This window comes from Micromonospora sp. URMC 106, from assembly GCF_051386395.1.
Classification (GTDB): domain Bacteria; phylum Actinomycetota; class Actinomycetes; order Mycobacteriales; family Micromonosporaceae; genus Micromonospora.
Window position 1 is genome coordinate 1 of the sequence record NZ_JBPQTP010000158.1, and the last position, 11617, is coordinate 11617.

The 11617-nt window shown below is 74.9% G+C and carries 10 protein-coding genes, 1 tRNA gene and 1 pseudogene; 11 read left to right on the plus strand and 1 reads right to left on the minus strand.

What is annotated here, in order from left to right:
* Positions 1–213 precede the first annotated feature (213 nt).
* From ACSNOB_RS29885 to ACSNOB_RS29920, 8 genes and pseudogenes are all read left to right on the plus strand, one after another.
* Positions 214–900 carry a dienelactone hydrolase family protein gene (locus ACSNOB_RS29885; RefSeq protein ID WP_436690549.1) on the plus strand — a complete coding sequence of 229 codons (687 nt, stop codon included), beginning with the start codon at positions 214–216 and terminating at the stop codon, positions 898–900.
* A gap of 19 nt (positions 901–919) precedes the next feature.
* Positions 920–1633 (plus strand): uracil-DNA glycosylase, encoded by a 714-nt coding sequence (locus ACSNOB_RS29890; protein ID WP_436690561.1) that lies wholly within the window; start codon positions 920–922, stop codon positions 1631–1633.
* Between the two features lie 20 nt (positions 1634–1653).
* Positions 1654–2456, plus strand: a pseudogene (locus ACSNOB_RS29895) (DUF4129 domain-containing protein).
* 43 nt (positions 2457–2499) lie between these two features.
* The gene (locus tag ACSNOB_RS29900; protein WP_436690551.1) at positions 2500–3084 is read left to right on the plus strand and encodes a hypothetical protein; all 585 of its coding nucleotides are present in this window, start codon (positions 2500–2502) and stop codon (positions 3082–3084) included.
* The gene (locus ACSNOB_RS29905; RefSeq protein WP_393102588.1) at positions 3081–4088 is read left to right on the plus strand and encodes an AAA family ATPase; all 1008 of its coding nucleotides are present in this window, start codon (positions 3081–3083) and stop codon (positions 4086–4088) included. Before ACSNOB_RS29900 ends, ACSNOB_RS29905 begins: the two co-directional genes overlap by 4 nt.
* Positions 4088–5500: a DUF58 domain-containing protein gene (locus ACSNOB_RS29910; RefSeq protein ID WP_436690553.1), complete on the plus strand. Its 1413-nt coding sequence runs from the start codon at positions 4088–4090 to the stop codon at positions 5498–5500. The genes ACSNOB_RS29905 and ACSNOB_RS29910 overlap by 1 nt, the downstream gene beginning before the upstream one ends.
* 55 nt (positions 5501–5555) lie before the next feature.
* Positions 5556–6116 carry a hypothetical protein gene (locus tag ACSNOB_RS29915; RefSeq protein WP_436690555.1) on the plus strand — a complete coding sequence of 187 codons (561 nt, stop codon included), beginning with the start codon at positions 5556–5558 and terminating at the stop codon, positions 6114–6116.
* A 102-nt stretch (positions 6117–6218) separates the two neighbouring features.
* Positions 6219–7550 carry an NAD(P)/FAD-dependent oxidoreductase gene (locus tag ACSNOB_RS29920; protein WP_393102594.1) on the plus strand — a complete coding sequence of 444 codons (1332 nt, stop codon included), beginning with the start codon at positions 6219–6221 and terminating at the stop codon, positions 7548–7550.
* A gap of 137 nt (positions 7551–7687) precedes the next feature.
* On the opposite strand, the gene ACSNOB_RS29925 is transcribed toward ACSNOB_RS29920, so the two are convergent.
* The gene (locus tag ACSNOB_RS29925) at positions 7688–9556 is read right to left on the minus strand and encodes a hypothetical protein (protein WP_436690557.1); all 1869 of its coding nucleotides are present in this window, start codon (positions 9554–9556) and stop codon (positions 7688–7690) included.
* Positions 9557–9656: 100 nt separating this feature from the next.
* Between ACSNOB_RS29925 and ACSNOB_RS29930 the strand changes: the two genes are divergently transcribed.
* The 3 genes from ACSNOB_RS29930 (at position 9657) to ACSNOB_RS29940 (ending at position 11578) form a co-directional block, all read left to right on the plus strand.
* Positions 9657–9737, plus strand: a tRNA-Leu gene (locus tag ACSNOB_RS29930).
* Positions 9738–9848: 111 nt separating this feature from the next.
* Positions 9849–10664 (plus strand): Bax inhibitor-1/YccA family protein, encoded by an 816-nt coding sequence (locus ACSNOB_RS29935; RefSeq protein WP_393102598.1) that lies wholly within the window; start codon positions 9849–9851, stop codon positions 10662–10664.
* 155 nt (positions 10665–10819) lie between these two features.
* Positions 10820–11578 (plus strand): Bax inhibitor-1/YccA family protein, encoded by a 759-nt coding sequence (locus ACSNOB_RS29940; protein WP_436690559.1) that lies wholly within the window; start codon positions 10820–10822, stop codon positions 11576–11578.
* Positions 11579–11617: the final 39 nt, after the last annotated feature.

An 11617-nucleotide genomic window follows, 5' to 3' on the forward strand; every position in this document is an offset into this window, starting at 1 on the left:
TACCTGCTCTGCCTGACCAAGAAGGCCTGACCTCCCACAGCACCCTCGACGGCGTCCGCGCCGCCGTCGGCGTGTCCGGGTACGGCCGGCGAACAGGAGGTGAATGCCACTGTTGCGGCGTCTTCCCGGCGCGGTCGCGGCGTGGCAGGCTACCGGCACGTAGGACCACTGGGCGACCAGCCAACGATGACTGACCGCTAGGAGGACGGGCCGATGGGCGAAATGGTGAGCTTCACCAGCAACGGGGGTACGCGCGAGGGGTATCTCGCGATACCGTCCGGCGGTGCGGCCAGCCCCGCGGTCATCGTCATCCAGGACTGGTGGGGGCTCGTGCCCCACATCACCTCCGTCGCCGACCGGTTCGCCGAGGCCGGGTTCGTCGCCCTCGCCCCGGACTTCCGCCACGGCGGCCCCGCCAGCAAGCCCGACGAGCCCCGCCAGATGCTGAACAGCCCGCAGATGGACGAGGCGGCGGCGGACATCGCCACCGCGGCGGACTACCTCGCCGGCCGCCCGGAGGTGACCGGCAAGGTGGGCTGCGCGGGCTTCTGCGCCGGCGCGAGCCTGGCCCTGTGGGCGGCCAGCCGCACCGAGCGGATCGTCGCCACCGCCGCCTTCTACCCGCGGCTGCCGTGGGACGGGATGCCCTCCGAGTGGGCCGACTACGCGGGCAAGGCCGCCCTCATCCACTGCTCCGAGGCGGACGGCACCTCCGCCGCCGACGGCGTGCAGACCGTCCGCCGCGCCGTCGAGGCCGCCGGCGGCACCTGCCAGACCTACGACTACCCCGGCACCGCGCACGCCTTCTTCAACGAGGACCGGCCGGAGAACTTCGACCAGCGCGCCGCCGCCACCGCCTGGGCGCGCACCCTGGAACTCTTCCGGGCCAAGCTTGGCTGAGCCGCGTACGCCCGAGGAGGTGGTCGCCCGCGCCGCGCGGGCGACCGACCTGGCCGACCTCGACGCGGCCGTCAGCGACTGCTTCGCCTGCCCCCGGCTGGTCGAGTGGCGCGAGGAGGTGGCCCGGACGCGGCGGGCGGCCTTCCGCGACCAGGAGTACTGGGGCCGGCCGGTGCCCGGCTTCGGCGCCCCCGACGCGCGCATCGGCATCCTCGGTCTGGCGCCCGCCGCGCACGGCGGCAACCGCACCGGGCGCATCTTCACCGGCGACCGCTCCGGCGACGTCCTCTTCGCCGCGCTGCACCGCGCCGGCCTGGCCAACCAGCCGACCAGCGTCGCCGCCGACGACGGACTGTCCCTGCGGGACCTGCGTATCTTCGCCGCCGTGCGCTGCGCGCCGCCGGACAACAAGCCCACCCCCGGCGAGCGGGACACGTGCGCGCCGTGGCTGCACCGCGAGGTCGCGCTGATCCGGCCCACCCTGCGCGTCGTGGTCGCGCTGGGCGCCTTCGCCTGGTCCGCGTGGTGGCCGGTGCTGCGTGCGGTGTACGGCCAGCGTCCGCCCAGCCCGCGACCGGCGTTCGGTCATGGGGCACACTGGTCCGGCACGGCCGCGCCGGAGCTGCTGGGCTGCTACCACGTCAGCCAGCAGAACACGTTCACGGGGCGGCTGACACCAGGGATGCTGGACGACGTGTTCGCCCGGGCGAAGCAGTTGGCCGGGGTGGACTGAGGCGCGCGGGGGCGGTGGCGATGACGGACGGAACGCGTCGGCCGCGACGCACCCCCCGGCGGCCCGGAGGTAACCCCGGATGGATCTGAGCGTGCTGCGCAGGTGGTGGCCGGTCGCCGCGGTGGGCGTCCTGCTCGCCGTCGCCGCAATGGCGGCCGCCCACTCGTCGATCGGCGCGAGCCGGGTCCCGCCCGCCGCCGACAACATCCCCTACGTGCCGGAATACCCGACCGCCGCGCCCGCCCAGTCGATCCCGGTGGAGCCGCGCGACGCCGGCGAGGCGACCCAGGCGCGGATCCCGGAGTGGATCGGCACGGCCGCGATCGTGCTGCTGGGGCTGGCCCTGCTCGCCGCGTTCGGTTACCTCACCTGGACGCTGGTCCGGGGCGCGCTGCGCCGCACCACCCGGGCCCTGCCGGAGCAGCGCGCCCGCCGTACGCCCGAGGGCACCGCCCGCGAGGTGGCCGCCGCCCTCGACGCCGGCCTGGAGGAGCTGGACGACCGGGACACCGACCCCCGCACCGCGGTCATCGCCTGCTGGGTGCGTCTGGAGGAGGCCGCGGCCGGCGCGGGCGTGCCCCGGCTGGCCGGCGACACCCCCACCGACCTGGTCACCCGCCTGCTGCGCGGCGACCCGTCGGCGGGCGTGCCGGCGATCGCCAGCGCCGACGTGCTGGCCGAGTTCGCGCACGTCTACCGCGAGGCCCGGTACGCCACCCGCCCGGTCGACGAGCGCACCCGCGACCAGGCCCGCGCGGCGCTGCGCCGGCTGCGCGGCGAGCTGTCCGTCGTGGTCGCCGGCGACGCCGGGGTGCCGGCGTGACCGGGGCGCGGCCGGTCCCCGCCCGGCGTGGTGAGGTGACGCGGTGAGCAGCACCAGCATCGACGACCTGCTGACCTTCGAGGAGGACCGGCCGGCGCGCGGCGGCCGGTCCCGGGGCGGCCGGGCCGGCCAGGTGTTCCGCGCCCTGGCCGGCGTCGCGGCGGTCGTGGTCGTGCTGGTCGCCGGCCTGCGCGTGGTCGGGCTCCGGGTCTCCCTGCTGGTCCTGGTCGCCGGGGTGGTCGCGCTGTTCGTGGTGCGCCGGGTCGTCGCCGCCCTCGCGCCGCCGCCCCCGACCCCGGCGGGCGCCCGGGTCCCGGCCGGCGACGACGACGGCACGTGGAACTGGGGCGCCCGGGACGCCCTGCGCGTCGCGATCAACGGTTGGGAACGGCCGCTGGACTGGTGCGGGAACCACCGGGAACGGTTCAGCGAGCGGATCCTGCCCCGGCTCGGCGAGCTGGCCGACGAGCGGCTGCGCCAGCGTCACGGCCTGACCCGCGAGTCGGACCCGGGCCGGGCCCGTGCCCTGCTGGGCGACAGGCTCTGGACCTTCCTCAGCACGCCCTCCCGCCGCCCCCCGTCGCCGCGCGACCTCGCGGCGATCGTCGCCGAACTGGAGAAGATATGAACGACGTGGACCGCAGCATGCCCCCCGCGGAGGTCGGCCACCTCGCCCGGTCGGTGCTGGAGGCGGTCGGTCAGGTCGTGGTCGGCAAGCGGGACGCGCTGGAGCTGGTCCTCGCCGGGATCCTCGCCGGCGGGCACGTGCTGCTGGAGGACCTGCCCGGCCTGGGCAAGACGCTGACCGCGCGCTCCTTCGCGCAGGCGCTCGGGCTGGACTTCCGCCGCCTCCAGTTCACCCCGGACCTGCTGCCGGCCGACGTCACCGGCTCGTTCCTCTACGACCAGCGCAGCGGCGAATTCGCGTTCCGGGCCGGTCCGGTCTTCACCAACCTGCTCCTCGCCGACGAGATCAACCGGACCCCGCCGAAGACCCAGTCGGCCCTGCTGGAGGCGATGCAGGAGAAGCAGGTCTCCGTCGAGGGCGTCACCTACCGGCTGGACGAGCCGTTCCACGTGCTCGCCACCGCCAACCCGATCGAGTACGAGGGCACCTACCCGCTGCCCGAGGCGCAGCTCGACCGGTTCCTGCTCCGGGTCTCCTTCGGCTACCCGGAGCAGGAGGAGGAGTGGGAGGTGCTGCGCCGGCGGATGGCCCGCCGCCGCGAGGAGGCGGACATCAAGCCCGTGGTGGACGCGGCCACCCTGCGCGCCATGCAGGCCGCGCTGGAGGACGTGGTGGTCGAGGACTCCGTCGGGCGCTACATCGTCGCGCTGACCGCCGCGACCCGGGAGCACCCGTCGGTGCTGGTGGGCGCCTCGCCGCGCGGCTCGCTGGCGCTGCTGCTGCTGGCTCGGGTGCGGGCCGTGATGGCCGGCCGCGACTACGTGGTGCCGGAGGACGTCAAGGAGGTCGCGGTGCCCGCGCTGGCGCACCGGATCACGCTGCGTCCGGAGATGTGGCTGCGCCGCGTCGACCCGTCCTTCGTGGTGGGCGAGGTGCTGGAGGGGACGCCGGCGCCGGCCAGCGGGGCGCTGCCCAGCTACGCCGCCGGCCGGCCCGGGCACTGATGGTCGCGCCCGCCGTGTCGGCCCGGTACGAGCCCGCGGAGCAGGAGTCCCGAACCGCGACCGGCTGGGTGCCCACCTGGGCGCTCGGCCGGGCGGTGCTGCTCACCGGCCTGCTGCTGATCGCCGGGGTGCTGCTCGGGCGGGTGGACCTGATCGTGCTGGCGGCCCCGTTCGCGATCGGCACCGCGTACGCGCTGCGCCGCCGGCCGACCGCCCTGCCGCAGGTCTGGATCGCCGCCGACGAGGGGCACCTGGTCGAGGGCGGCGAGCTGACCGGCGCGGTCACCGTCGGCAACCCCGACGTGGTCGACTACGACGTGGCCGTGGTCCGCAGCCGGGTCTCGCCCTGGCTGCGGGTGGAGCGGGCCACGATCGCCGGGGCGGCGGCGGCCGGCACGCCCTCGGCCGTCGTCCCGTCCGTCGTCGACCGGCCCTTCGTGACCGCCGTCCCGACCGCCGCGGCCGTCGACCTGGAGCTGTCCGGCACCGCGCTGCGCTGGGGGCGGCATCCGGTCGGTCCGGCCGGCGCCCGGGTCGCCGCCGCGCAGGGCCTGCTGGTCTCCCGCGCGGTGATCACCGAGCCGGCCCGCGTGAAGGTCTATCCGAAGACCGAGCCGTTCGACGCGGTCGAGGCGATGCCCCGGGCCGCCGGCCTCGTCGGCGCGCACCACTCGCGCCGCCCCGGCGAGGGCGGCGAGCTGGCCGGCGTGCGGGTCTTCGCCCCGGGCGACCGGCTGCGCCGGATCGACTGGCGGGTCTCGCTGCGCGCCCGGCAACTGCACGTCGCGGCCACCCTCTCCGACCGGGACGCCGAGGTGGTGGTGCTGCTCGACGTGCTCGCCGAGGCGGGTCGCTCGGGCGGCGTGTCCGGCGCCGCCTCCGTGCTGGACACCACGGTCCGGGCCGCCGCCGCGATCGCCGAGCACTACCTGCACCGGGGCGACCGCGTGTCGATGCTGGAATACGGTCCGGCCGCCCGCCGGCTGCGCCCGGCCACCGGCCGCCGGCAGTACCTGACGGTCCTGGAGTGGCTGCTCGACGTGCGCGCCGAGTCCTCCCCGCACGAGCCGTACGACCAGGTCTTCGGGCCGCAGTTGCTCTCCGCGGACGCGCTGGTGGTGGTCCTCACCCCGCTGCTCGACGAGCGGTCGGCGCAGATGCTGGCGCGGCTGGCCCGCTCCGGGCGGTTCGTGGTCGCGGTGGACACCCTGCCGGCCGATCTCACCCCGCCGAAGGACCGGGGCTGGGCCGAGGTGGCGTACCGGCTGTGGCGGCTGGACCGGGACACCATGATCGGGCAGTTGCGGGAGCACGGCGTGCCGGTGGTGGGCTGGGCCGGCGCGGGCAGCCTCGACCAGGTGCTGCGGGACGTGGCGCGCCTGGCCACCGCCCCGAGGGTGGGTGCGCGGTGAGCACGCGGAACGCGGCCGGGCGGAGCCCCGCGGACGCGGACGGGAGGCGCGGCCGATGAACCCGGTCATCGAGCGGGCCCGGGCCGCGCGGTACGCCGCCGCCCGGGTCAGCCTGACGCCGCTGCTGGTCCGCGCCGGCATCTTCCTCACCACGCTGGTCGGGCTGGCGCTGGCGTACCCGTCGGAGATGCTCCTCGGCCGGCCGCTGCTCGCGCTCGTCGTGGTGGCGCTGCTGCCGGCGGTCGGGCCGCGCCGGGTCTGGCCGACCTTCGCCGCGCTGGTCACCGTCGGTGGCTGGCTGGTCGCCACCGACGGGTACGGCCGGCCGATCGCCCTCTGGCGGCTGCTCGCCGTGGCGGCCGTGCTCTACCTCACGCACACGCTCTGCGCGCTGGCCGCGGTCCTGCCGTACGACGCGGTGGTCGACCCGGACGTGATCGTGCGCTGGCTGGCGCGGGCGGGCGCGGTGCTGCTGGGGACCTTCGTGCTGGGCGTGCTCCTGGTGGAGTTGGCGGGCGTCGGCGGGGACGCCGGTTCGCAGGTGGCGACGGTGGCCGGGCTGCTCGTCGCGGTCGCGGTGACGGCGTTGCTGGGGTGGCTGCTGCGCCGTCGTTAACCAGCCGGTAACGACAGTTGCGCAGGTCACAGGGGTTGTGCTCCGTCACAGAAGAGGGGCGCGATCGGGATTAGCCGAGCCCCGCGGGGAAAGATAGATGACGTGAATCCGAAGCGGATCCTTGTGGTGGGTGCCGGGCACGTCGGTCTCTACGCGGCCCTGCGCCTGTCGAAGAAGCTCAGCTCCCGTGAGGCTGAGGTCGTCGTGGTGGACCCCCAGCCCCACATGACCTACCAGCCCTTCCTGCCCGAGGCGGCGGCCGGCAACATCTCGCCCCGGCACTCCGTGGTGCCGCTGCGACGCGAGTTGCGGCGGTGCAAGGTGCTGGCGGGCGCCGTGACGCGGATCGACCACGACCGCAAGACCGCCGTGGTGCAGCCGATCAGCGGCCCGCCCCGGGAGATCCCGTACGACCACGTGGTGGTCGCCCCCGGCTCGGTCTCCCGGACGCTGCCGATTCCCGGCCTGCACGAGCACGGCATCGGCTTCAAGACCATCGGTGAGGCCATCTATCTGCGCAACCACGTGCTGGACCGGCTCGACGTGGCGGCCGCCACGCCGGACCCGGAGGTCCGCCGCTCCGCCCTGACCTTCACCTTCGTCGGCGGCGGCTACGCCGGCATCGAGGCGCTCGCCGAGATGGAGGACATGGCGCGGGACGCCCTGAAGTACTACCCCGAGCTGAAGCCGGAGGACATGCGCTGGGTGCTGGTCGAGGCCACCCAGCGGGTGCTGCCCGAGGTCGACCGGGACATGGGCGCCTACACCGTGCAGCAGTTGCTCAAGCGGAACATGGACATCCGGCTCGACACCCGCCTGGAGTCCTGCGTCGACGGGGTGGTGAAGCTCTCCGACGGCGACACCTTCCGCTCCGACACCATCGTCTGGACGGCCGGCGTGAAGCCGTCGCCGATGCTGGACGCGACGGACTTCCCCCGCGACGAGCGGCGTCGGATCACCTGCCTGCCGACCCTCCAGGTCGTCGACGGCGACCGGGTCGTCGAGGGCGCCTGGAGCGCCGGTGACTGCGCGGCGGTGCCGGACCTGACCAAGGAGCCCGGCAACTACTGCTCGCCGAGCGCGCAGCACGCGGTCCGCCAGGCCGCCCGGATGGCCGACAACATCGTCAACGTCGTGCGCGGCCGGGAGCCGGTCGAGTACAAGCACAAGCACGCCGGCAGCGTCGCCAGCCTGGGCCTGCACAAGGGCGTCGCCCAGGTGTACGGGATCAAGATGACCGGCTGGCCGGCCTGGTTCATGCACCGGACGTACCACATGAGCCGGATCCCGTCGTTCAACCGGAAGGTCCGGGTCGTGGTCGACTGGTCGCTGGCGTTCTTCCTCAAGCGTGAGGTGGTCGCCCTGGGGCAGCTGCACGACCCGCGCGAGGAGTTCGCCGAGGCCTCCCAGCCCGTCGGCGCCGGCCGGGCCTGACCGAGCCACCGCGAAAGGCCCCTCCGCGGCAGCGGAGGGGCCTTCGTCGTGCGCGGAACCGGGTCGGTGACCCGGCCGGTCGGCGGCGCCAGCCAGCGCCGGCTCGGGCCCGCGCCGTCGCGGCCGGCCGCCGCCGGTCAGACGCGCCAGATCCAGGCGTCGGCGATTCGGGTCGACGGCCCGTAGAGCTGCTCCAGTGTGCCGCGCAGGCTGTCGGCGTGCGGGGTGTCGACGGCCAGCGCGACGCAGGAGGCGCCCCAGAAGTCGGCGTCCTTCGCCGCCTGCCGGCGCTGCTCGTCCCTGACCACCGGCTGCCCGCCGCGCTTGGCGACCTCGGCCAGCAGCGCCGAGGTGGGCAGCTTCCAGGTGCCCATGGCCGCCGTGCCGTCCCGGCCGTACGGGCCGATGAAGAAGCCCTCCGGCATGCCGAACGCGGCGTCGGCGGCGGTGGCCCAGCGCATGGGCCACGGCTCCTGGGGTGTGGCCAGCGGCACCGGCACCAGCACCCCGCCCGGCTCGACGCACTGGCGCCAGTGCCCGCCGGTGATGAACTCCGGCACCGGCGGGCGCTCGGCGGTGGGCAACGGGGCGGGCAGCAGCGGCAGCAGCGCCACGCCGACCGCCGCCGGGACCAGCCGGCGGGCCCGGCCCGTGCCGCGCAGGGCCCGGTCGGCCGCGAGCACCAGCAGCGTGGCGATCAGCGGGAGGGTGGCGAGGGCGAACCGCATCGGCAGCGCGCCGTCCACCACGGGCAGTCCCGACAGCAGCGTGTACGGCCCCGGCACCGCGGTGCGGGCGCCGTCGAGCACCACCCGGGGGCCGAGCGAGAGCGCCCCCATCACCAGCGTCCCGACCACGCACGCGACGGCCAGCGGGCGGCGGCCCAGCCAGACCGCGCAGGCGGCGGTGACCAGCAGCAGGGGCCAGCCGAGGAAGGTGTTGTACTCGGCGGGACCGGTGGTCAGCCGGGCGGCCTCGTCGCTGCCGACCATCGAGAGCGGCGACACCGTCCACCAGCTGCGCAGGTCCGCCGAGAAGTAGTGCGGGCTGAACATGCCGTCGGCGACGCCCTGCGGGCCGGCGAACTGGAACCACAGCGGCCAGGCCAGCACGAGCAGGGCCAGCCCGGCGGCGAGCATCATCCCGCCGGCGAAGCCGGGCAGGGCGCGGCGGGCCAGGCCGCGGTCCGTCACCGCGTACGTGACCGCCAGCACCAGCAGCGTCAGCGCGCAGAGGAAGAGCACCTCCTCGCCGATGAAGACCTGCGCGGTGACCGCCGCCGCCAGGCCGACGGCGGAGCTGACCATCCGCCGGCGGTCCGGCTCGGCGGGGGCCCGCCCGCGCCCGGCGCCGTCGCCGTCGACCGCGCGGGCCGCCGGGTCGGCGGCGCGCAGCAGTCGGACCACCAGCCAGACGATCACCGGAACCAGCCACTGCGCGGTCATGTGCAGGTGGCTGTTGGTCTGCGAGACCATTCCGGGGCCGAAGCCGCAGAGGCCGGCGCCCAGCGCGGCGGCGACCCGGTGGGCGCCCAGCGTCCGGGTGTAGAGCAGGTACCAGGCGATCGCGGTGCCGGCCAGGTTCGCCAGCGCCAGCAGCGCGAAGGTGACCGGCGCCCCGAGCAGCAGGGTGACCGGGGCGAGGGCGATCCCGAGCGCGATGACCGTGGTGTTGGTCATGAGGTTCACCCCGTCCGGCGCGTTGAGCCGGCGGGTGAGCAGGTCGAAGTCGCCGAGCAGCGCCCGCGCGTCGACGGCGAGGAACCACTCGTAGAGGGCCTGGTCCTCGGGGTTCAGCGCGAGGACGCGGGCCGCCGGGTCGGGCCAGAGCCCATGGGTGAGCCAGCCGGCCAGCGCGACGAAGAGGAGCCCGCCCGCTACGTCCGCCCGGTGCCGGGAGACCGTGGCCAGCAGGCGGGCCGGCGAGAGCCGGCGCGGCAGCCGTTCGGCGGCGAGGACGGCCTGGTCAGGGGCGGCGTCGGGGGCCGTGGGGGCTGCGCTGCTCACGGTGTCGACCCTAGTGCGACCCGGGCATCGGGGTACGCCGGGTCGCCGCCGAACCGCTACCGTGACACTGCACCAGGCGTGTCGGCGCCCGGTGCCACCCGCCCGGGTGGTGGAACGGCAGACACGGCCGCCTTAAAAGCGGCTGCCGAAAGGCGTGCGGGTTCGACCCCCGCCCCGGGCACCCGGCACTCTCAGCATCCGCTCAGCTTGGCGATCTCCACGTGACTGCCCTGGGCGTTTACTCTTGAGAGTGCACGTTCACGTGCGACGACCCCCTGAGGGAGGCCTGACAGTGAAGACTTCGAACCCGGTGCTCGCCCGGCTCGGCCAGGCGGCCGAGCGGGAGCGCTCCGCCGGGTACGCCCCGACCGGGCCGTACGGACAGCCCGGCTACCCCCAGCAGTACCCGACGGAGGCCGGCTACCCGGCGGCTCCGCCGACCGTCAACACCATGTCGATCGACGACGTGGTGGTCAAGACCGTCACGCTCCTCGGCATCCTCGGCGTCTCCGCCGCGGCCGCCTGGGTGCTGGTGCCGGACGCCCTGCTCGGTGCCGCCTGGATCGGCGCCGCGGTGGTCGGCCTGGTGCTCGGCCTGATCATCTCGTTCTCCCGGATGGCGAACCCGGCGCTGGTGGTCGCGTACGCCGTCGTCGAGGGCGTCTTCGTCGGCATGGTGAGCAAGTTCTTCGACTCGCTCTACGACGGCATCGTGCTCCAGGCGGTGACCGCCACCTTCGGTGTCTTCTTCGTGATGGCCGCGCTCTACAAGGCGAAGGTCATCCGGGCGACCCCGAAGTTCGTCAAGGGCATGATCGCGGTCATGGCCGGCCTCTTCGCCGTCATGCTGATCAACTTCGTGCTCGCGCTCTTCGACATCAACACCGGCCTGCGCGACGGCAGCCCGCTGGCGATCGGCTTCAGCCTGGTCTGCATCGTGGTCGCCTCGCTGAGCTTCGTGCTCAGCTTCAAGGAGGTCGAGGACGGCGTGCGGATGGGTCTGCCGCAGCGCTACTCCTGGGTCGCCGCGTTCGGCATTCTGGTCAGCCTGGTCTGGCTCTACATCGAGATCCTGCGCCTGCTGAGCTACTTCCAGGGCGACGACTGACCCGTCGCCCACGACCGACCGGCGCCCCCCCCCCCCCCCCCCGGGGGGGGGGGCGCCGTCGTCTTCCGGCCCGCGCCGGTCCCGGCGTTTCCCGCCGCCGCGCGGCCGCCGGGGGCAGAGTGACTGCGTGGGGGTACGCCGACGGAGGAGGCGACGTGCGCAGCAGCAACCCGGTGCTCACGCGGCTGGACGAGACCAGCCGGGTGCAGAGCCGGGTGCTGGGCGTCGGCGGCGCGGAGGCGATGACGGTCGACGACGTGGTGGTCCGCACGGTCGGGCTGCTGCTGCTCACCGGCGCCACCGGCGCGGCTGCCTGGGTGCTCGTACCGCCGGCGCCGTGGCTGCCCGCCGCGCTGGCCGGCACCGCGCTGGCCGGGATCGCGCTGGTCGTGGTGATCTCCTGGCGCGGGATCACCAACCCGGTGCCGATGGTCGGCTACGCCCTGCTCCAGGGGCTGTTGCTCGGGGTGGCCAGCCGGGCGTTCGAGCTGGTGTACCCGGGCATCGTCGGGCAGGCGGTGACGGGCACCTTCGGGGTCTTCCTCGGCATGGCGCTGCTCTACCGCGCCCGCCTCGTGCGGGCCACGCCCCGGATGGCCCGGCTGGTCGCCGGCACGCTGCTCGGGATTCTCGTGCTCAGCGTGGTCAACCTGGTGACCTACCTGCTCACGGGCCGGCAGGGGCTGGAGGTCTACCGCCTGACCGGGGAGGTCGGCTGGCTGCCGTACGCCTTCTCGGCGGTCGCGATCGTCGCCGGCGCGCTCAGCTTCATCCTCGACTTCGACCTGGTCGAGCGCTCCGTACGCGACAGGCTGCCCCGCCGCTACGCCTGGCTCTGCGCGTTCGGCCTGCTGACCGGGCTGGTCTTCCTCTACTGGCAGCTCCTGCGGCTGCTCGCCTACCTCCGCCGCTGACCGGCCCCACCCGGGCGGCGGTGGGGGAGCCGGCGGGCG

Excerpts from the sequence above, each read along its gene's own strand:
- ACSNOB_RS29885 (WP_436690549.1), top strand. The coding sequence starts at position 214 with ATGGGCGAAATGGTGAGCTTCACCAGCAACGGGGGTACGCGCGAGGGG.
- ACSNOB_RS29905 (WP_393102588.1), top strand. The coding sequence starts at position 3,081 with ATGAACGACGTGGACCGCAGCATGCCCCCCGCGGAGGTCGGCCACCTC.
- ACSNOB_RS29910 (WP_436690553.1), top strand. The coding sequence starts at position 4,088 with ATGGTCGCGCCCGCCGTGTCGGCCCGGTACGAGCCCGCGGAGCAGGAG.
- ACSNOB_RS29915 (WP_436690555.1), top strand. The coding sequence starts at position 5,556 with ATGAACCCGGTCATCGAGCGGGCCCGGGCCGCGCGGTACGCCGCCGCC.